Here is a 20005-nt window from a genome sequence, read left to right on the forward strand (position 1 = left end):
ACCGCATCGCCGAGCCGGTCGTGCCGATATATTGAGCCAGGCTGGCCGCTGGAGAGGAAGAGCGGGTGGCGCGCCATGGCTCCGGCGGAGCGCTTCAGCGTCCCGTTTTCAGGATACCGGCCACCTTGGTGGCGATCGCGGCATCGAGCGCCTGCCAGTTCCCGAGCAACTCGCGCGGGAAGCGGTAGGTGAGGCTGAGATCGTCGCCGACCTGGATGTCGCGCTCGCAGGGGGCCAGCGAATCCTCGGCAGTTGGGCCGCTCAGGCAGCGGGCGACGAACGGGTCTTTGCCGGGGCGCTCGGCGACCGCCAGGACCTCGTTGAGATAGCCCGATTTCTCGGTGAAGCCGTAGAGCCTTGTACCGCCCGGGCCGGGCGTGCCCGGCGTGACGATCAGGGCGCTGTAGATTGGGGCGAAACGGCCGCTCATGTCGCGCGACATCATCCGCGGCTCGAATGACAGGAAGATGATCTTCCTGGTCGTGACGTGGTTGAAGTCGTCGCGCGCGGCGGTGCTGTAGCCGTCCATTTCGGGATAGCGCAGATAAAGGTCGAAGCGCGAGGCGATGCCGTCGCGCCTGGCCTGGTCGAAGCGGATGAAGTTGGCCGGCACACTGATCACATTGTTGCCCATGACGACCTGGCGCACGGTCGTGTCGTCGGTATAGCCGGCCATGGCGATCGACCGGCCGAGCCATTTGCCGCCGAGACTGATAGCCACTGAAAGCAGGGCGAGCGCCGCGAAGACGTAGAAGACCCGCTTCATCAAGGTCGAGTCGACAACCTCGAATTCCTCCGCGGCGGCTGCCTCTCTCATCGCGATTCCCCGATCCGCTCACCTGTCCTCAGGTGGCACAACTGGCGCGGCATGGCTCTTGCAGCGCGTCGGCACGACTGTGCGGTCTCATGGTAAACGGTTGGTAAAGATGGATCTCATGCTGCTCCCTCTCTACGCTTTTGCGGTCGGCCTGACGGCTTGCGGCCTCGCCGGCTCGGCGATGGAAATCGTCTGCGGCCGCCGGCTGGCCTTCGCCGATCCCTATGTCACGCCTGCCCATATTGTGCGCTCGCTCGCGGTGACCGCCTGCGCCGGCCCGTTCATGCTCACCAATGATGCTCTGGCTGCGCGGCGCGAGGGGCGCATCGGCACGCTTGCGCTGCTTTCCTGCGGCTGCACGGCGATTGCGTGGGCACTGGCGCTCGGCATCGTGCTGATCACCATTGCTTCCTGGGCAACGGGTCTCCTAAGCTCCGCCGAATTCTCGGCTTGAGACGAATCGGAGAAAAGATGCCGATCTATGCGATCGACGGGAAGGCGCCCCGGTTCGAGGACGCCGAAACCAATTGGGTGGCGCCCGATGCCACGCTGATCGGCGATATCGCGATAGGCCGCAATGCCGGCTTCTGGTTCGGCGTCGTCATCCGCGGCGACGGTGAACCGATCACCATCGGCGCCGACACCAATGTGCAGGAACATTCGGTCATGCACACCGATCCGGGCTATCCGCTCAGCATCGGGCAGGGCTGCACGATCGGTCATCGCGCCCTGCTGCATGGCTGCACGGTCGGCGACAACAGCCTGATCGGCATGGGCGCCATCGTGCTCAACGGCGCGAGGATCGGCAAGAATTCGCTGGTCGGCGCCGGCGCTTTGGTGACGGAAAACAAGGTTTTCCCGGACAATTCGCTGATCGTCGGCTCGCCCGCCAAGGTGATAAGGGTGCTGGATGACGCGGCAATCGAGAGGCTGCGGGTCTCGGCCGCGCACTATGTCGCCAACGGCAGGCGCTTCAAGGCCGGATTGAAGGATCTGTGACAGCGGTTCAGTCCGCCGCTTCGCCCGCGACCTTATTGACTGCGTCGGGACATTGCCTGACGCAGCAGCAACGCCCCCGCTTCGAAACCGGCGCGGTCTGCACCTTCCAGGGCGGTTTCACAATCATCGATGCGCGTCCTGAGCGACGGATCCGCGCCCGACGCCAGCAGCAGGCGGATTGCCTCGGCGTCGCGCTGCGCCACGGCGTAATGCAGAGGCGTCCAGTCGTTGACCCCGCGCATGTTCGGGTCGGCGCCCTGCTCGAGCAGGATCTGGATAAGCTGCAGCCTGTCCGATCGCTCGGTGGATAGCGCGGCGATGATCGACGGGAAGCCGGCGGGATCCTCGTAATTCGGATTCGAGCCTGCATCAAGCAGCGTGGCGATGAAGCCGGTCGGGCTCCAATAGATCGCGTATTCCAACGGATGGCCGAGGCCGAGCTCGAACGGCATCCTCTCGTCGTACCATCGCGCGGAGCTGCCGAGCGCCTTGCCAAGCCCATCGAAATCGCCGGCCTTGAAGGCGTCGTCTATTGCCTGGAACAGCTTGGCGCGCTCGCACCGTTCGTCCGGGATTTCCAGCATCGCCGTCCATCCAAAAATAAACGGCCATATTGCTCCGGTCTGCCGTTACGAGAAAGGCCCGCAGGCGGCGGCAAAAAAAGCGGAGCCGGCCCGGGGACAGGGCCGGCTCCTAAAACCCGGTCGTTGGGGACGGGGAGGGTGGGGACTCGACCGGGCTTTTTCCAGGCACGCCGTATGAATGCGGCGTGCTTAATCTCTTCGTGTGTGCCGTTGCCCCAAAAGCCCTGCGCATCTTGGGGCAGCATGCATTGGGATCCTAGCGGACGCTGGCGACCGCGTCCTCGCGGCCGTCGTTGATCGAAACCCAAACGCCTGAATTCTCTGTCGATTGACGTTTGAGGTAGGTGTAGATCGTGTCGTTCCAGGCGAGCACTTTCGGCTCGAGATTGTCGAGGATGAACTCGCCGAGGCTGGTGCGCACCGTCAGCACCGCGTGGCCGTCGCCGTTCGGCTGGCGCACGACCGTCATCAAAAGGTCGCCGGCGGGGACACCGGCGGCCATTAATTCGCGGCGCTTCTCCAACGCGTAGTCCTCGCAGTCGCCGAAACCATTGTCGGGATAGGCCCAGTATTCCTCGACCCCGTAGATCTCCATATCGGTACGCGGCTTGACGCGGGTGTTGACCGAATTGTTGACCTTGATCATCGTCGCCCACAGCTTGCGGGTCAGTTCGACAGGAGACCCATTCGGCGTCGTCTCATTGCATTCGATGGGGATACGTTGGCAGAGTTCATAATGGCCGACGGGCTGGGTGGTGCGGCCACCCGTATGCATGAACAGCGGTCCCGCGCTTGCCGTGCCCCAGGCGGAAAGCTGCATCGCCATTGCCAAGAGCAACAGCTTGCCCCTCGTCATTTTCATTATGGTAGTCTCCCCGTTTGAGAGAGACTGTCCCACGTTGGGATTTATTTGACGCAAAAACCGGAAGTAGAGATTGAGTAAAACGCCCGTAGATTAAATATAAAATTTGAACTATCTCGACTGCGGATTGTTGAGAATTTAAACCGGCCGCCGCACCCGGATCACGTGGCGTCTCGACATGCCGCCCGGCTGCTAGAAGGCCCTGATCCGGCCAACAAAAAACCGGCCGCTGGAGGCCGGTTGGATGCATGTCCGCATCTAAGCGGTCAGGACCGCGGCGCGTTGAATTCCGAATCCAAGGTTTCCGGCCGCTGGATGACGGCGAACTCAATGGCGACGCCGTCCTCGAAGTGACGCACGACCTGGCCGCGCATCGTTCCCAGCATGACCTGCACGCCGATTGCTGGTTTGACATCGATCTCGATCGCCGCGCCCGAGAGCGACAGGTCGATGATGCGGCACTGATACTGTCGCCCGTCGGTGAGCTGCAGCACGCTCATCGGATTGCGCGGCGCGACGCGCTCGTGGCGGCGGTCTTCCGGCAGGTCGAGCTCATGCTTGTTCGCAAGCCAGGTGAGCTGCGCGGCGAGCTTGTCCTTCTTGCGGTCCGAAGCGATGACGGTCATGGCGAAACCGTCCTGCGAGGTGCGCGTCACGATGCCTTCGATGCGACCGATGTGATCGATATAGGCAATGACCTTTTCCCCCGGCATGCCGACGCGATCGGTGCGCAAGGCGACATTGCCTGGCGACATGTCTATCACCTGGCACGCGTGTTCCGTGCGGTCCTCCAGCATGAAGCGTCCGTAGATTTTCACCCGGACACGCTGAAAATTGCGCCGCTCCACACGGGACGGCGCAAATTCCGCCGCTGACCTCATGACTGCCTACACCCCGTTGGCATTCCGCGCGACGTGCGAGGAATTTCACCGGAAAAGCTACAGCAAAGCAGGTTAACAAACGGGAAAAAGCCGGCCCAAATGGGCTGGGGGCGGCCCCGCACGCAAGGCAAAGGCCTGGACCAGATCGGGGCAAAATCTCGCGATCCGCTCTACTCGTTGCGCCCGCCGTCGAAGACGACGAGATGCCGTATCCGGCGTACGCGGCCGAGCGCCGAAATGGTCTCGGGCGCGTCGAACTCCGTCGGCACGAGCGACGGAACATCGATCGCCGGCCGGTTCTTCAGGAACATCGGGTCCTTGTCGGGATCGATGACCCGGATCGCGTCGATCAGGGCGTCGGCGAGCGGGTCGGCACCAAGCCAGAACGGCCGATCCGCGGCGCTGACGATGCCGAGGCAGCGAGGGCTCTCGACGCCGCCATCGAGCGGCAGCGCCAGCAGCTCGAACTTGCTGGAACGACCGTTTCGGCTGAATCCTTCATAGGTCAGAAGCAGCACCGACTTCTGATCGAAGACGCCGTGGATAAGACGCGACATAAGCCGCTGGTCCTTCTCGCGCCAGAGCGAGGGGAAGGAAAACCCTTTGAGCTCGCGGCCGTAATAGGCGCAGAGCCTGGTGCCGGCCAGCCGGAACACGGCTTCGGCGCGTGTGTCGCGCTCCAGGATGAATGTATCGGCCAGGAGCGTCTTGATGTCCGCCGGCTCCACTTCCGAGCGTTTCGGAGCCGGGCGGCCATCACGCAGCCGGTTCCAATATTGGAACAGCGCGATTGATCCGTTCTGATTCATTTCCATTCCGCTCCGGCAATCTGTCTTTCTTGTTGTCCCATCGGCGAACAGACAGGGCGCCCTCCGATGACTTTCATGCGGTGCGGAGCAGGATGCGTGCCAGCATCGTTAACGTTTGTTCACGTCTCGGGGCCGTTAAGGTTAACAAGTGGTTTACGTTGCACGCCGACGGGGCCTGTGGCACATCAAAAACCACTCCAAAACGGTCGTTTCAGCAGCGATCGGCAACACTTCAGTCAGTTTTCGGGGAGCAGGGGACTCGACCGGCCGTTCAGGGAAACCTGGACGGCTTTCTTTTGATTCGCGTCGCCGATCCAGGCCCTATCCGATTCAGCTTGGGGCGATTCGCGATTTGTGATTCGATCAGGCGTGAACTACATGCTCGGCCGAAATCGAGTCTCCAGCCAGCTGCGAAGAGGCCATGAGCGAGCCGGTAACACCGACCGAATCCGAATTGCAACCAGACGACGAAGCGCCGGAGCCGCGCCGCGAGCCGGTGTTCAACTTGCCGCCGGTTGTGCTGGCGGTGATGGGGATCTGCGCGATCGTCTTCCTGCTGGAGCGATATGTGCTGAACGACGACCAGCAAATAACGCTGCTCTACGACGGAGCCTTCATTCCGGTGCTCTACACCGGTCAATACGGCTTCGACTGGTTCTTGTTCACGCGCCCCTTCACCTATGCCTTCATGCATGGGGGCCTCGCCCACATTGCCGTCAACATGGTCTGGCTTGCCGCTTTCGGCTCACCGCTCGCCAATCGTTTCGGCGTGGCCCGATTTGCGGTGTTCTACGCCGTGACCGGGCTGGCTTCGGTCGCGCTGTTCTGGGCCATGCACCCTTATGGCGAGATGCCGCTGGTCGGCGCTTCGGGCGCGATCTCGGGCATGATGGGAGCGGCGGCGCGCTACGGCTTCCGGATCGATCGCTCGTCAGGCCAGGCGGCCTTCGCCGGCGAGCCGTTGCCGATCGCAATCGTGCTGCGTTCGCGCGGCGTCATGACGTTCCTCGGCGTCTGGATGGTGATCAACCTCGCGACCGGCCTTCTCGGCTTTGCGCCGGGGATCGAAGGACAGATCGCCTGGGAAGCCCATATCGGCGGCTTTGTCGCAGGCTTTTTCGGCGTGCGTTTTTTCGATCGGCCCCAGCCGTCCGAGTAGCCCTGCGGCGCACTTGAAATGCAACCAATCACGGCGCACCATGTTCACCGGAACGTGAATGCCGGTCAGGGCAGGAGCCGGCGGGCAAGGCACAGGAGGACGCCATGACTGTGAAGGCAATTCTTGAGCAAAAAGGCCATGACGTGTTCACACTCGGGCCTAATGAAAAGCTGAGCGAAGCCATTCGCATCCTGACCGAGCATAGGATCGGCGCGCTGGTCATCACCAATGGCGACCGCAAGATCGTCGGCATCCTTTCCGAGCGCGACATCGTGCGAGTGCTGGCCAGGGAGGGCGCGGCCGCGCTCGATATTCCGGTCCGATCGGCCATGACGCCGAAGGTCAAGATCTGCAACGAGAACCACACGGTCAACGAGGTCATGGAGATCATGACGAAGGGTCGCTTCCGCCACCTGCCGGTAGAGAAGGACGGGATGCTCGACGGCATCGTGTCGATCGGCGATGTGGTCAAGCGCCGGATCGAGGATGTCGAGCGCGAGGCCGAGGAGATCCGAGCCTACATCGCCACCGCCTGATACAGGCGGAAAGGAGCCGCCAGCACAGCCCGTGGGCTTACAAGCGCAAGCTGCCTGGAGGCCTGCGCGCGGCTTTGGACTTGTCTCAAGGAACGGTTTGCACTAGCGAGTGATGCGATCGCAACGCGATAAGCAAAATCGCGCCAGCCACAAATGCGACCCATAGGCCTCCATGAGCATCATCGATACCCGCACGCCCGACCCGAAACGCCTGATCTCCGGCGCCACCGGCGACTGGGAAATCATCATCGGGCTCGAAGTGCATGCGCAAGTGACGTCCGGGGCAAAGCTGTTCTCCGGCGCCTCGACCTCTTTCGGCGCGGCGCCCAACGCCAATGTCAGCCTGGTCGACGCGGCGATGCCCGGCATGCTGCCGGTGATCAACGAGGAATGCGTCAAGCAGGCGATCCGCACTGGGCTGGGCTTGAAGGCCGCGATCAACCACAAGTCGGTCTTCGATCGGAAGAACTATTTCTACCCGGACCTGCCGCAGGGCTATCAGATCTCGCAGTACAAGCAGCCGATCGTCGGCGAAGGCAAGGTGATCGTCTCGGTCGGACCGGACCGGCAGGGCGAGTTCGAGGACATCGAGGTCGGCATCGAGCGCCTGCATCTGGAACAGGATGCCGGCAAGTCTATGCACGACCAGCATCCGACAATGTCCTATGTCGACCTCAACCGCTCCGGCGTTGCGCTGATGGAGATCGTCTCCAAGCCGGACATGCGCTCCGCCGACGAGGCCAAGGCCTATGTCAGCAAGCTGCGCACCATCATGCGCTATCTCGGCACCTGCGACGGCAACATGGACGAGGGTTCGCTGCGCGCCGACGTCAATGTCTCAGTGCGCCGCCGGGGCGGCGCCTTCGGCACGCGCTGCGAGATCAAGAACGTCAACTCGATCCGCTTCATCGGCCAGGCCATCGAGTCCGAAGCGCGCCGTCAGATCGCCATTCTCGAAGACGGCGGCGCGATCGAGCAGGAGACGCGCCTGTTCGACCCCAATAAGGGCGAGACGCGCTCGATGCGCTCCAAGGAAGAGGCGCATGACTACCGCTATTTCCCCGACCCCGACCTTCTGCCGCTGGAGTTCGACCAGGCCTATGTCGATGATCTGGCACAGCATCTGCCGGAACTCCCGGACGAGAAGAAGGCGCGGCTGATCGGCTCGCTAGGCCTATCGCCCTACGACGCCTCGGTGCTGGTCTCGGAAAAGCCGATCGCCGACTATTTCGAGCAGGTGGCCTCGGGGCGCGACGGCAAGCTTGCCGCCAACTGGGTCATCAACGACCTGCTGGGCGCTCTCAACAAGGCTGGCAAAGATATTGAAAACGCTCCGCTTTCGCCTGAGCAGCTCGGTACCGTCGTCGACCTGATCAAGGAGGGCACGATCTCCGGCAAGATCGCCAAGGACCTGTTCGAGATCGTCTGGAACGAGGGCGGTGATCCGCGCCAACTGGTCGAAAGCCGCGGCATGAAGCAGGTGACAGACACCGGCGCCATCGAGAAGGCGGTCGACGAGGTCATCGCCGCCAATCCGGACAAGGCCGAGCAGGCGCGCGCCAAGCCGACCATGGCCGGCTGGTTCGTCGGCCAGGTGATGAAGGCGACCGGCGGCAAGGCGAACCCGCAGGCGGTCAACGAGCTGGTCAAGGCCAAGCTCGGCATCGAATAGAGCGATGTTCGTCCGCACCGCCAGCGAGCGCGATCTTGTTGCGATCCGCGCGCTGCTGGTCGAGACGTGGCATGCGACCTATGACGCCATCTACGGCGCCGAGCATGTAACGGCGATCACCGACGACTGGCATTCTCTTGCTTCGCTCAAGGCGCAACTGGCCCGGCCGAATTCCGAATTCCTGGTCGCTGACGATGGCAAGCGGCTTGGCGGCATGGCTTTCGCGGCCGCGACTACCGACCCGAAGATCGTCCTTCTGAACCAGCTCTACGTATCTCCGGATTGTCAGCGGCAAAGGATCGGCCAGGCGCTGCTCGACGAAGTCGAGGCCAGTTTTCCGCAGATGCGGACGCTGCGTCTGGAGGTCGAGCAGGCGAATGCGGTGGCGATCGCCTTCTACGAGGCGAACGGATTTCGGACGGCAGGCAGGACAGCGGATTGCGGCGGCAGTTCCGGATGGCCCGCGCTCATCCTGGAGAAGCGGCTCGGCTAAAGCGCAGGCGGAGCGGCAGGGACTTCCACATTGTCGATCAACCTGGTGGTGCCGAGCCAGGCCGCCGCGAGCAGGCGCCCGTCGCGGTCTCGTCGCCAGGGCGCGAGCGTTGCGGCCTCCCGCGCGGCGACGTAGTCGACCTTCCGAAAGCCCGCGCTGACGAGCGCTTCCGCAGCCGCATTCACCGCACGTGCCTCATCCGCGCCGGACGCGAGTTCGGCCGCGGTCTGACGCAGAACCACGTTGAATTTGCGCGCGATCTCGAGCTCGGCCGCGCCGAGATAGGCGTTGCGCGACGACATGGCGAGGCCGTGGGAATCACGCACGGTCGGCGCGCCGACGATCTCGACCGGCAGATCGAGATCACGGCACAGCTGCCTGACAACGCAAAGCTGCTGGTAGTCCTTCTCACCGAACACGGCACAGTCGGGCGCTGCCTGCAGGAAAAGCTTGGCCACGACAGTGGCGACGCCGTCGAAGAAGGCAGGCCGAAAATCCGTCTCCAGGCCGGAGGAGGGGCCTCCGACCGAGATTTTGGTGGCGAAGCCGGCCGGGTACATTTCCGCCACGCCTGGCGTGAACGCCAGATGCACGCCTGCTTCCCGCAGTTGGTCGAGATCGCGGGCCAATTGGCGCGGATATTTGTCCAGGTCCTCGGTCGGCGCGAACTGGGTCGGATTGACGAAGACGGAGACGACGCAGCGCTCCGCCTTTTCGAGCGCGATCCTGACCAGCGAGATGTGGCCGTCATGCAGCGCGCCCATGGTCGGCACCATGGCGATCTTGAGGCCAGCCCGGCGCCAATCCCGGATCTGCGCGCGAAGGGCCGCAACGCTCTCGACGACGATTGGCCCGCTCATGCCTGGTCCTTACCCGATGCCGCCGAAAAAACGTGGTCAGGTCCGGGAAATGCGCGGCTGCGCACCTCGTCGGCGTAACGCGCCGCCGCATCCGCAATGGTGTCGCGCAGCTTTGCGTATTCCTTGACGAATTTCGGCACGCGGTTGACGGTCATGCCGATCATGTCGTCTACCACTAGGATCTGGCCGTCGCAGTCGCCGCTGGCGCCGATGCCGATGGTCGGGATCGCGATATGACGGGTGAGGTCCGAAGCCACCGCCTCGACCGTGCCCTCGATGACGACCGAGAAGGCGCCGGCCTTTTCAACCGCTTCGGCGTCGCGAAAAAGGGCGGCGACGTTTTCCCTGCTCCTGCCCTTGATCTTGTAGCCGCCCTCCTTGTCCACCGACTGCGGCTGCAGGCCGATATGGCCCATGACCGGGATGCCTTCCGCGACGATTGCAGCGATCTGCGCGGCCATGTCGACCCCGCCCTCGAGCTTCACTGCCTGGCAGCCCGTCTCGCCGATGATGAGCCTTGCCGAGGCAACGGCTTGCGCCACCGAGTCCTCGTAGCTGCCTGCCGGCATGTCGACCACCACACAGGCCTTCGCCGAGCCGCGCATCACCGCTTGTCCATGCGCGATCATCATCTCCAGCGAAGCGCCGAGCGTCGTGGCATGGCCATGCAGCACCATGGCGACGCTGTCGCCGACCAGAAGCAGGTCGACATGCGGATCGAGCATGCGCGCAATCGGATAGGTATAGGCGGTGAGACACACGATCGGCACGCCGCCCTTGCGACGGCGAATGTCTTCGGCGCCGATCCGATTGCCGGTGGATCGTTCTGGGGCCAATCGTCACCTCCCTCAACCGGCACGGGCCGGCCGCCAGCTTTGCCGGGCGTGCGAGCTTTAGAAACTGCGCAAACGCTTGGCAAGCCGAGGTGGCGATATCTCCACGCGTGTATCGATTTAGCGCACGAAGCATTTACATCGCAGGCTGGGCAAAACCCTTGCCTTCGCGTTGACCTGACGCCATAAGCAGGAAACGGCGCGGCCGCTGCCGCAACGAGGATCTGGATGAAGACTTTCCTGCTGCAGTTTTTCACCTGGTGGAACAGCCAGACACTTGGCACGCGCTTCCACACCTGGCGCTTCGGCAACAAGGTCGGCGAGGACGAGGTCGGCAACGTCTATTACGAGGGCGGCATCGATTCGGAAGGTCGCACCCGCCGCTGGGTCATCTATCGTGACTATTCCGAAGCCTCGAAGATCCCTCCGGGCTGGCATGGCTGGATGCATCATCGCGTCGACACGCCTCCGTCGAGCGAGAGCTATAAGGCTCGTGATTGGCAGAAGCCGCACCGGCCCAACCTTACAGGAACGCCGAGCGCCTATCGCCCGCAAGGTTCCATTCTGACCAACCAGCATCGTCCGCAGGTCACCGGCGACTACGACGCTTGGACGCCCGGTTCGTAAACGCGTTTTCGGTCTTTTGTCGCCACAATTGGCGTTTAGCTGCTTGCTGATAGCGCAGCCCTGACTAGCCTTGGGCGATTGAGAGAATCACCCGGGCGCAACCACCGGTATCCCTGCATGAACTCTTTCGGCCGACTCTCGACGGGACTGTTCGCGGCAGCGTCCGTTCTGGCTGCCTCGACGGCAGGGTTCGCCGCCGCGCAGACACCGGCGGCACCGGCGGTTTCCGACCGCATCACCAATCCGGTCGCCGAATTCGCCGGCATCGACAAGATCACCGGCCGCATCATCACCTTCGACGTCTATATCGACGAGACGGTGCAGTTCGGCGCCCTGCAGGTGACGCCGCGCGTCTGCTACTCTCGGCCCGAGACCGAACAGCCGAAGACCGATTCCTTCGTCGAGGTCGACGAGATCACGCTCGATCGCAAGATCCGCCGTATCTTTACCGGCTGGATGTTCGCCGAAAGCCCCGGTCTCAACGCGGTCGAGCACGCCGTCTATGACGTCTGGCTGAAGGGCTGCAAGCAAAAATCGGACGTGCCGCCGCCGACCGCCGCCAAGGCCGATACGGGCAAGCCGAAGACGAATACCGCCAAGCCGAAGCCGTCTGCCGAGGCAGCGCCTGAGCCGTCGGACGCGGCGCCCGCGCCGGATGGCGCCGACACCACAGACACGAACTGATCTCGGAACTCTCGGAACCCTCTTTTTCGCAATCCGTTGGATAAACGGTGATGGCGACGGGAGATTTCCATGGCAACGATCAGGCCGATCACTGCCAGCAAGAAAGAGCTTCTCGATATCGAGAAAGGCTTCTGGACTGGCGATTCCGCCTATTTCGCGGCCCACGCCGATGTGGATTGCCTCGTCGCCTTTCCGGAGATGGCGCAGGCGATGACCAATGCCGATCTGGCCAAGACCGCCACCAAGCCCAATCGCTGGCGCGATCTCGACATTCGGCTGAAAGGCATGGTCGAACCCGGCAGCGATATCGTCATGCTAACCTACGAGGCGCGCGCGACGCGGGAAAACGGCGAGCCCTATGCCGCTCTCGTCAGCACCGGCTATGTTCATCGCGCCGATGGCTGGAAGATGATGTTTCATTCCCAGACGCCAATCGAAACTGCGAGCGGGTGACCGCTTACCTCAGGGATAAAAGACCGCGTCGCCCTTCAGGGCCTCGGCCAGCATTTTTTCGTAGCGGCTGCGCGGCACGTCGATGGCGCCGAAGCGCTTCAGGTGCTCGGTGGTGAACTGCGTGTCGAGCAGCGCGAAACGGCGTTCGTTCAGCCGCTCGACCAGATAATAGAGGCAAGTCTTCGAGGCGTCGGTTTCCCGGGCGAACATGCTTTCGCCGAAGAAGACGCGCCCGAGTGACACCCCATAGAGACCGCCGGCCAGCCGGCCCTCGCGCCACGCCTCGACGGAATGGCAGTGGCCCAGCCGATAGAGCTCGACATAGGCTTCGCGGATCGGGGCGTTGATCCAGGTCGAGCGGCGCTCGTCGCGCCTTTCCGCGCAGCCGTCGATCGTCGCCTCGAAGTCGAAATCGTAGCGGATGTCGAAAGGGTGCCTGCGGATCGTCTTCTTCAGACTGCGCGGCGTGTGGAATCCGTCGAGCGGGATGATGCCGCGCGTCTCCGGCCGCACCCAGAACACTTCCGGGTCGGTGGCGCTCTCTGCCATCGGGAACACGCCCGAGGCATAGGCTTTCAGCAGCAGGTCGGTCGGGATGCGGTAGCCGGGCGCGTAGGGACGAGTCATTGCGCCATTATAACCGCAAGATCCTATTCCTCCTTGGCCAAATATTTCTCAAGCCAGTGGATGTCGTAATCGCCGTTGGCGATATCCGGATTTCCGACGAGGTCGCGGAACAGCGGCAGCGTCGTCTTGATGCCGTCGACAACGAATTCGTCGAGCGCCCGGCGCAGCCGCATCATGCATTCGACGCGGTTGCGGCCATGCACGATCAGTTTGCCGATCAGGCTGTCGTAATAGGGCGGGATCCGGTAGCCGGAATAGACGCCGGAATCGACGCGGATGCCGAGGCCGCCCGGCGTGTGGAAATGCGTGATCGTACCGGGCGACGGCGTGAACGTGCGCGGATCCTCGGCGTTGATGCGGCACTCGATGGCGTGGCCGTTGAACTTGATGTCTTCCTGCTTGACCGACAGTCCGCCGCCGGAGGCGACACGGATCTGTTCATGCACGAGGTCGATGCCGGTGATCGCTTCGGTCACCGGATGCTCGACCTGCAGGCGTGTGTTCATCTCGATGAAATAGAATTCACCGTTCTCGTAGAGGAATTCGATCGTGCCGGCGCCGGAATAGCCAAGATCGGCGATCGCCTTGGCGCAGATGCCGCCGATGCGCGCACGTTCCTCGGCGTTGAGAGCGGGGGAGTTCGCTTCCTCCCACACCTTCTGGTGGCGGCGTTGCAGCGAGCAGTCGCGCTCGCCGAAATGCACGCCGCGGCCGGCGCCGTCGCCGAACACCTGCAATTCGATATGGCGCGGCTTTTCCAGATATTTCTCGATGTAAACGGCGTCGTCGCCGAAGGCAGCGCCGGCTTCTGATCTGGCGGTCTGCAGCGCCACTTCGAGGTCGGCTTCGGTGCGGGCGACCTTCATGCCGCGGCCGCCGCCGCCGGCCGAAGCCTTGATGATCACCGGATAGCCGATCGCGGCGGCAATGCGCTTTGCTTCCTTCTCGTCGCTGATCGCGCCGTCCGAACCAGGCACCACCGGGATGCCGAGGCGCTTTGCCGTGCGCTTGGCTTCGATCTTGTCGCCCATGATGCGGATATGGTCGCCCGAAGGGCCGATGAAGGTGATGTTATGGGCGGCGAGGATATCGGCGAACTTGGCGTTTTCCGACAGGAAGCCGTAGCCCGGGTGCACGGCATCGGCGCCGGTGATCTCGCAAGCGGCGACGATCTGGTGAATGTTGAGATAGCTTTCGCGCGACGGCGGCGGGCCGATGCAGACGCTTTCGTCGGCAAGCCGCACATGCATGGCGTCGGAATCGGCCGTCGAATGGACCACCACCGTCTGGATGCCGAGCTCCTTGCAGGCGCGCAGCACCCGAAGCGCGATTTCGCCGCGATTGGCGATGAGGATTTTTTGGAACATCTGCCCGCTGTTCCCGGCTCTACTCGATGACCACGAGCGGCATGCCGTATTCGACCGGCTGGGCGTCCTCGATCAGGATCGCCGTCACCGTGCCGGCGCGCGGCGAGGGAATCTGGTTCATTGTCTTCATCGCTTCGATGATGAGCAGCGTCTGGCCTTCCTTCACCTTCTGGCCGATCTCGATGAACGCCTTGGCGTCGGGCGAGGGCGCCAGGTAGGCGGTGCCGACCATCGGCGAGGGCACGGCGTTCTTGGAAGGATCGGCTGCCGTCGCGGGCGCGGCCGCTGCCGCCTGAGCCGGCCCGGCAACCGCCGTGGACGGCATAGGAAGCGGAGCAGCGACCGCGTGGACGGCCTGCGATTGACGCGACACGCGCACTTTCAGGTCGCCGAGCTCGACCTCGATCTCGGTCAGGTTGGTGTCGTTCAGTATGCCCGCCAGGTCGCGGATCAGCTGCTGGTCAACACCGTTCTTCTTTATCGACATTTTCGAGCCTTCTGTTTGGGAGCCGGTCACAGGCGCGCCGCCAGTGCCTGCAGCGCAAGCGTGTAGCCGAGTGGCCCGAACCCGCAGATCATGCCGACGGCGACCGGCGCGACCATGGAGACGTGGCGGAAAGGCTCCCTCGCGTGGATATTGGAAAGATGGACCTCAGCGACGGGCAGCGGCGCGATGGCGCGGATGGCGTCGTGAATGGCAATCGAGGTATGGCTGTAGGCCCCGGGATTGATGACGATGCCTGCGGCCTTTTCACCGGCTTCCTGGATCCAGTCGACGAGATCACCTTCGTGATTGGACTGACGAAAATCGATCTCGAGCCCGAGCGCCGTGCCGGCGGCCTTGCAATCCTCGGCGATGGCGGCAAGCGTCTTGCCGCCATAGATCCCCGGCTCGCGCTTGCCGAGTGCATTGAGATTGGGACCGTTCAGGACGAAAATCGTTTTCAAATATGCCGACCTCTTCGGCGCCGGCCTCAAGCCGGCGCGCCGGACCTCTATAATGGGCATATCCGCCCGCGAAAAGAGCGCAAGTACGTTCTTTCGCTGTCCACAACAGGCGGAAAACCGCCTGTTGTCGCGACTCGCAATCGCTTAGAGCATGATCCCGAAAACTGTGCAGCGGTTTTCGGAAAAGACCATGCCCAAACCTAGAGCGCGCTCTTGGCCTGCTCGATCTTCTCCGCCAGAACCTGCTGTCCGAGCGCGCCGAACACCACCTCATTTCCGACCACATAGGACGGCGTGCCGGTGATCGACAGCTTGGTGGCGAGATCGTAGGTGCGCGAGAGCGCTTCGTTGATGCTCGGATCCTTCATCTTCTCGCGCAGCTTCGCCTCGTTGGCACCGAGCGAAACAGCGACCTTCATGGCGGTGGATTCGGTGGCACGGCCCTGGCTGCCGAGCAGCGCAGTGTGGAACTCGCTGTACTTCTCCGGCATCATCAGATGGAAGGCCATCGAGACCACGCTGGCCTTTTGCGAATCCGGGCTGAGGATTGGAAACTCCTTGAGCACGAAGCGCAGGTCCGGATCGGCCTTGGTCAGCGCCTTCATGTCCTCAATGGCGCGTTTGCAGAAGCCGCAATTGTAGTCGTAGAACTCGACGATGGTGACTTTGCCCTTAGGGTTGCCGACCACGCCGTCGAAGGTGGAGTTGAAGATCTCGTCCTTCGCGTCCTTGATGACGCCGAGTGCGGCGAGCCGCTGCTCTTCCTTCTGCTTGGCCTCGAGCGCGTCCTGGACCTCGAGCAGGACCTCGGGGTTTTTCAACAGATAGTCGCGGATGATGCCTTCGACCTCCTTGCGGTCGATCTTACTGTCCGCCGAGGCCATCTGGATGGCTTGCGTCGTGTCGGCCCTAGCGGCCTGCGGGCTTCCTGCCACGAAGCCGAATGCCAGCATGCCGAGCGCCACCGCCACGCCGGCGCTGCCGAGCAGGATTGCCTTGTTCATGATCAGTTCCTTCTGCCTGTCCCGGTCCAACCTGGTCGCCGCGCGCGCCCGGGAGGTTCACTTGAGTTTGTTAGATGGCGTGTAGTTTATGATATCCTGCGCGCGAAGCCAGCGGGGCTCGCCGCGCTTCAATTTCTGTTGAGCGCGCATGGCGAAGATCTTCGCGTTCTTATAGTCGGCCGAATAGAAATGGCCCTCCGCCGTCGCAAGGTCGGCGGCCGGGATTTGCCCCAATTCGCCATAGGCTTGAGCCAGATAGCGGTAGGCTACGGAGTTTTCCTTGTCGCGCCCGATCCCGTTGTTGAGCTGCGCCACCGCTTTGTTGATTGAGTCCGGCGTGCCGACCGCCATCAGCGCCTGGCCGAGCGAGACCAGCAGCAAGCCGGACCGCGCCGCGTCGAGGCTCGCCGCTTTGGCATAGGCATCCGCGGCGTCCTTGGGCCTGTTGGCCTTCATCAGGATGTCGCCGCGAAGTTCCTGGAAATAGGGGTTTTTCGGCTGTTCCTTGATCAGCGCCGCGGTTTTCGTCAGCGCGGTGCCAGGGTTGCCGTAGAGATAGGTCTGCTGCGCGTCGCCGTAGCGCGAGGCCAGACTGGTCGGGTTCTTGCGCATCAGCCGCGCCACCGCCGCCTGGCCTTGCATATAGGCCGCGATCTTGATGCGCATCATGTCATGCCGCTGCTGCAGCGCCGGCGCGTCGACCTGGCTGACATAAGGGCTCGCCTTGACCAGCACCTCGAGATTGGCGATGCGCTCCCGGGGCATCGGATGGCTGATCCGGTAAGGATCGAGCTGGGTGCCCGACAGCGAAAGCGCGCTCTGGAATCGCCCGAAGGTCTTCAGCATGCCCATGCCGGACTGGCCGGTGGCATTCAGGTAGGTGATCGCCGAGCGGTCGGCGGTGATTTCTTCGCCCCGCTGATAGGCAAGGATGCTGCGCTGCGCCATCTCGCCGCCGCCGGCCGCGACGCCCATGCCGGCGCCGGCAAGGCCGCGGCTGTTGGTGGTGGCGCCGGCCACGATCGCGCCCGCCCCGAGCAGCGTGGCGATGATGGCCATGGTCTTGGCGCGATCGAGTTGATCGCGCAGCTTCTGCTGGTGGCCGCCGGCAATATGGCCGGCCTCGTGCGCGATGACGCCGATGATCTCGTTCGGCGTCTCGGCCGTCACCAGCGCGCCGGTGTTGATGAACAGGCGGCGGCCGGTCACGAACGCATTGAAGCTCTGGTCGTTGACGAGAACGATGTCGATCCCGTCATTGGCGAGGCCCGCCGCCTTGAAGATCGGTCGGGCATAGTCGCGCACCAGCGCCTCGATCTCGGCGTCGCGCACCACCGGCACGCCTTGCGCGAAGGCGCTCAGCGAAGTGGACACCGCGACGGCGGCGGCAAGCAGGAGCGTCGCAAATCCGCGCGCGGTTCGCCCTATTGCGGTCGATCTATCCATCATCGTTCGGGTCGGCTCAACATGACAGGTCCACTGGTAGACGAGCGGGCGAAGGATGAAAAGTCGGCGCCATTAACTTCCTGCGCGCTTGTGATCCCCACACCAATCGGGCATTTGTGCGGCGCTGCCGTCGAACTCCCGGCAGTTCCAGGGCAAGCGAGCGATGGTTTGCCTGTGGATTTGCCAACCAAAGGCAGGCTGAAGAGTCAGATGGTCGTTTCGCTTTCACGCCGCGGCGAGGTCGAGCCGTTCCACGCCATGGATATTCTGGCCGAGGCCAACCGGCTGAAGGCGATCGGTATTCCCGTGGTGTCGATGGCAGTCGGCCAGCCGTCGGACCCGGCGCCGGTCGGCGTCCGCGAAGCCGCAGCTCTCGCGCTGAAGCACGGCCGCATCGGCTACACCGATGCTCTGGGCCTGGCGGAGCTGCGCAAGGCGATCGCCGCGCACTATGGCGAGCATTACGGAATTGATGTCGCGCCGGCCCGTATCGCCGTCACAACCGGATCGTCCGCCGCCTTCAACCTGGCTTTCCTGGCGATGTTCGATCCCGGCGACCGCGTCGCCATCGCCGCGCCCGGCTATCCGGCCTACCGCAACATCATGGCCGCGCTTGGCATCGAGATCGTCGAGATCGAGCTTGGCTCGGACGCCTATCTGCATGCCGACCACCTGAAGAGCGCACACCGCGAGAAGCCGTTGAAAGGCGTGCTGTTTGCCAGTCCAGCCAATCCGACCGGCGCGGTCATTCCAGCCGACGAGCTTTCCGCGTTGGTGAAGACCGCAGGCGAGCTTGGCATCGCGGTGATCTCGGACGAAATCTACCACCGGCTGGCCTATGCCGCGCCCGATGTCACTGCACTTGCCTGTGGCGCCGGCGTGACGGTGATCAACTCCTTCTCGAAATACTATTGCATGACCGGCTGGCGCATCGGCTGGATGGTGCTGCCGGAGGAACTGGTGCGGCCGGTCGAGCGCATCGCGCAGAGCCTTTACATCTCGCCGCCGGAACTGTCGCAGGTCGCGGCGATCGAGGCCTTCAATGCCACGCAAGAGCTCGAAGCGGTGAAGGCGCGTTATGCCTGGAACCGCGACCTGCTGATAAAGCGTCTGCCGAAGCTGGGCTTCCCGCTCGCAGCGCCCATGGACGGCGCTTTCTACGCCTTCTGCGATGTCACGCGGCACACCAATGACAGCATGGCCTTCGCGCGCAAGATGCTGGCCGAGGCGCATGTAGCGGCTACGCCCGGCCGTGATTTCGATCCGCTCCAGGGCCATCGCACCATGCGCTTTTCCTATGCCGGCAGCCATGACGACATGGTCGAGGCGCTGGCGCGCATCGAAAGTTGGCTGAAATAGACGCCATGCCCGAGCTTGAACAGGCGCTGGCGGAAGTGGCCGCCGAAATGACCGAGCGCAGCGATCGCGGCGATGTCGCCACCTATATCCCGCAGCTCGGCAAGGTCGATCCGAAGAAATTCGGCATTGCCGCCGTGACCAATGACGGTCGCATCATCCTTGCCGGCGATGCCGATCAGCCCTTTTCGATCCAGAGCGTCTCGAAGGTGTTCACGCTGACCCTGGCGCTGGGCAAGGTCGGCGATGCGTTGTGGCAGCGTGTCGGCCGCGAGCCGTCGGGCAATCCGTTCAACTCGATCGTCCAGCTCGAGCATGAGAGCGGCATTCCGCGCAATCCGTTCATCAACGCCGGCGCCATCGTCGTATCCGACATCCTGCTTGCCGGCCACCAGCCGCGCGAGGCGATCGGCGAGATCCTGCGCTTCGTCCAATTCCTGGCCGACGACGACACGATCATCATCGACCGCGAGGTCGCGGCCTCGGAACGCGCTACCGGCTACCGCAACTTCGCTCTGGCCAATTACATGAAGTCCTTTGGCAATCTCGACCATGAGCCGGAGCTGGCGCTGGGCGTCTACTTCCATCATTGCGCCATCGCCATGAGCTGCCGGCAGCTCGCCATGGCCGGCCGCTTCCTCGCCAATGGCGGTCGGAACCCGGCGACCGGGCTGTCGGTAGTGTCGACCGAGCGTGCGCGCCGCATCGGCGCGCTGATGCTGACCTGCGGCCACTATGACGGCTCCGGCGATTTCGCCTTCCGTGTCGGCATTCCGGGTAAGAGTGGCGTCGGCGGCGGTATTCTTGGCATCGTGCCGGGCGTCGCCTCGCTCGCCGTCTGGTCCCCCGGCCTCAACGAGAACGGCAATTCCAAGCTCGGCTCCATAGCGCTTGAGAAGCTCGCCAGGATGATGAACTGGTCGATCTTCGCGCCTTAGCAGGTGCTGGGGCGCAAGATTGGAAGGCCAGAAAACGAAAATCCCGCGCC

General features: G+C 63.3%; 24 protein-coding genes. 11 read left to right on the forward strand and 13 right to left on the reverse strand.

Annotated features, from left to right (window positions below):
• Nucleotides 1-94: 94 nt before the first annotated feature.
• Nucleotides 95-817, reverse strand: a complete 723-nt coding sequence (locus CK224_RS22460; RefSeq protein WP_095783271.1) for a hypothetical protein — start codon at nt 815-817, stop codon at nt 95-97.
• 109 nt (nt 818-926) lie between these two features.
• On the opposite strand from CK224_RS22460, the gene CK224_RS22465 reads away from it, so the two are divergent.
• Nucleotides 927-1271: a hypothetical protein gene (locus CK224_RS22465; RefSeq protein ID WP_066989468.1), complete on the forward strand. Its 345-nt coding sequence runs from the start codon at nt 927-929 to the stop codon at nt 1269-1271.
• 17 nt (nt 1272-1288) lie between these two features.
• Complete coding sequence (locus tag CK224_RS22470; protein ID WP_095783272.1) at nt 1289-1816, forward strand: gamma carbonic anhydrase family protein; 528 nt, start codon at nt 1289-1291, stop codon at nt 1814-1816.
• 32 nt (nt 1817-1848) lie between these two features.
• Here CK224_RS22470 and CK224_RS22475 read toward each other — a convergent pair whose 3' ends face one another.
• The 4 genes from CK224_RS22475 to CK224_RS22490 form a co-directional block, all read right to left on the reverse strand.
• A complete protein-coding gene (locus tag CK224_RS22475) occupies nt 1849-2400 on the reverse strand; it encodes an ankyrin repeat domain-containing protein (protein WP_095783273.1) in 552 nt (183 codons plus the stop codon).
• 256 nt (nt 2401-2656) lie between these two features.
• Entirely contained in the window at nt 2657-3262 is a 606-nt protein-coding gene (locus CK224_RS22480) for a transglutaminase-like cysteine peptidase (protein ID WP_095783274.1), read from the reverse strand.
• Between the two features lie 266 nt (nt 3263-3528).
• Nucleotides 3529-4143, reverse strand: coding sequence for a PilZ domain-containing protein (locus CK224_RS22485; protein ID WP_067321610.1), 615 nt, complete (start codon nt 4141-4143; stop codon nt 3529-3531).
• A gap of 170 nt (nt 4144-4313) precedes the next feature.
• Complete coding sequence (locus tag CK224_RS22490) at nt 4314-4952, reverse strand: PAS domain-containing protein (RefSeq protein ID WP_067321654.1); 639 nt, start codon at nt 4950-4952, stop codon at nt 4314-4316.
• Nucleotides 4953-5373: 421 nt separating this feature from the next.
• Between CK224_RS22490 and CK224_RS22495 the strand changes: the two genes are divergently transcribed.
• The 4 genes from CK224_RS22495 (at nt 5374) to CK224_RS22510 (ending at nt 8812) form a co-directional block, all read left to right on the forward strand.
• A complete protein-coding gene (locus CK224_RS22495) occupies nt 5374-6111 on the forward strand; it encodes a rhomboid family intramembrane serine protease (protein ID WP_095783275.1) in 738 nt (245 codons plus the stop codon).
• Nucleotides 6112-6215: 104 nt separating this feature from the next.
• A complete protein-coding gene (locus CK224_RS22500) occupies nt 6216-6647 on the forward strand; it encodes a CBS domain-containing protein (RefSeq protein ID WP_066989480.1) in 432 nt (143 codons plus the stop codon).
• A 172-nt stretch (nt 6648-6819) separates the two neighbouring features.
• Nucleotides 6820-8319: an Asp-tRNA(Asn)/Glu-tRNA(Gln) amidotransferase subunit GatB gene (gene gatB, locus CK224_RS22505; RefSeq protein WP_095783276.1), complete on the forward strand. Its 1500-nt coding sequence runs from the start codon at nt 6820-6822 to the stop codon at nt 8317-8319.
• Nucleotides 8320-8323: 4 nt separating this feature from the next.
• Complete coding sequence (locus CK224_RS22510; RefSeq protein WP_095783277.1) at nt 8324-8812, forward strand: GNAT family N-acetyltransferase; 489 nt, start codon at nt 8324-8326, stop codon at nt 8810-8812.
• On the opposite strand, the gene panC is transcribed toward CK224_RS22510, so the two are convergent.
• Together panC and panB are read right to left on the reverse strand one after the other, a co-directional pair.
• Nucleotides 8809-9672, reverse strand: a complete 864-nt coding sequence (gene panC / locus CK224_RS22515; RefSeq protein ID WP_095783278.1) for a pantoate--beta-alanine ligase — start codon at nt 9670-9672, stop codon at nt 8809-8811. The genes CK224_RS22510 and panC overlap by 4 nt on opposite strands.
• Nucleotides 9669-10508 (reverse strand): 3-methyl-2-oxobutanoate hydroxymethyltransferase, encoded by an 840-nt coding sequence (panB, locus tag CK224_RS22520; protein ID WP_066989489.1) that lies wholly within the window; start codon nt 10506-10508, stop codon nt 9669-9671. Before panB ends, panC begins: the two co-directional genes overlap by 4 nt.
• 225 nt (nt 10509-10733) lie before the next feature.
• Between panB and CK224_RS22525 the strand changes: the two genes are divergently transcribed.
• The 3 genes from CK224_RS22525 (at nt 10734) to CK224_RS22535 (ending at nt 12269) form a co-directional block, all read left to right on the forward strand.
• Nucleotides 10734-11132, forward strand: a complete 399-nt coding sequence (locus CK224_RS22525; protein WP_066989491.1) for an NADH:ubiquinone oxidoreductase subunit NDUFA12 — start codon at nt 10734-10736, stop codon at nt 11130-11132.
• Nucleotides 11133-11249: 117 nt separating this feature from the next.
• On the forward strand, nt 11250-11816 hold the full coding sequence (locus CK224_RS22530; protein WP_066989493.1) for a DUF2155 domain-containing protein: 567 nt from the start codon (nt 11250-11252) through the stop codon (nt 11814-11816).
• Between the two features lie 69 nt (nt 11817-11885).
• Complete coding sequence (locus tag CK224_RS22535) at nt 11886-12269, forward strand: hypothetical protein (protein WP_066989496.1); 384 nt, start codon at nt 11886-11888, stop codon at nt 12267-12269.
• 9 nt (nt 12270-12278) lie between these two features.
• Here CK224_RS22535 and aat read toward each other — a convergent pair whose 3' ends face one another.
• The 6 genes from aat to CK224_RS22565 all read right to left on the reverse strand — a co-directional run bounded on the left by aat (nt 12279) and on the right by CK224_RS22565 (nt 17664).
• Nucleotides 12279-12896, reverse strand: coding sequence for a leucyl/phenylalanyl-tRNA--protein transferase (gene aat / locus CK224_RS22540; RefSeq protein WP_066989498.1), 618 nt, complete (start codon nt 12894-12896; stop codon nt 12279-12281).
• A 23-nt stretch (nt 12897-12919) separates the two neighbouring features.
• Nucleotides 12920-14263 carry an acetyl-CoA carboxylase biotin carboxylase subunit gene (gene accC / locus CK224_RS22545; protein ID WP_066989500.1) on the reverse strand — a complete coding sequence of 448 codons (1344 nt, stop codon included), beginning with the start codon at nt 14261-14263 and terminating at the stop codon, nt 12920-12922.
• A gap of 19 nt (nt 14264-14282) precedes the next feature.
• Entirely contained in the window at nt 14283-14750 is a 468-nt protein-coding gene (gene accB, locus CK224_RS22550; RefSeq protein WP_066989502.1) for an acetyl-CoA carboxylase biotin carboxyl carrier protein, read from the reverse strand.
• 26 nt (nt 14751-14776) lie between these two features.
• Entirely contained in the window at nt 14777-15211 is a 435-nt protein-coding gene (gene aroQ, locus CK224_RS22555) for a type II 3-dehydroquinate dehydratase (protein WP_066989889.1), read from the reverse strand.
• 200 nt (nt 15212-15411) lie between these two features.
• Nucleotides 15412-16215 (reverse strand): DsbA family protein, encoded by an 804-nt coding sequence (locus CK224_RS22560; protein WP_095783318.1) that lies wholly within the window; start codon nt 16213-16215, stop codon nt 15412-15414.
• Between the two features lie 57 nt (nt 16216-16272).
• Nucleotides 16273-17664: a M48 family metalloprotease gene (locus CK224_RS22565; protein ID WP_082980294.1), complete on the reverse strand. Its 1392-nt coding sequence runs from the start codon at nt 17662-17664 to the stop codon at nt 16273-16275.
• A 207-nt stretch (nt 17665-17871) separates the two neighbouring features.
• On the opposite strand from CK224_RS22565, the gene CK224_RS22570 reads away from it, so the two are divergent.
• Nucleotides 17872-19020, forward strand: coding sequence for an aminotransferase class I/II-fold pyridoxal phosphate-dependent enzyme (locus CK224_RS22570; RefSeq protein WP_095778675.1), 1149 nt, complete (start codon nt 17872-17874; stop codon nt 19018-19020).
• Nucleotides 19021-19025: 5 nt separating this feature from the next.
• Nucleotides 19026-19955 (forward strand): glutaminase, encoded by a 930-nt coding sequence (locus CK224_RS22575; protein ID WP_164746708.1) that lies wholly within the window; start codon nt 19026-19028, stop codon nt 19953-19955.
• Nucleotides 19956-20005 lie beyond the last annotated feature (50 nt).

Origin of the sequence: Mesorhizobium sp. WSM3862 (assembly GCF_002294985.1) — a bacterium.
Lineage (GTDB): Bacteria > Pseudomonadota > Alphaproteobacteria > Rhizobiales > Rhizobiaceae > Mesorhizobium.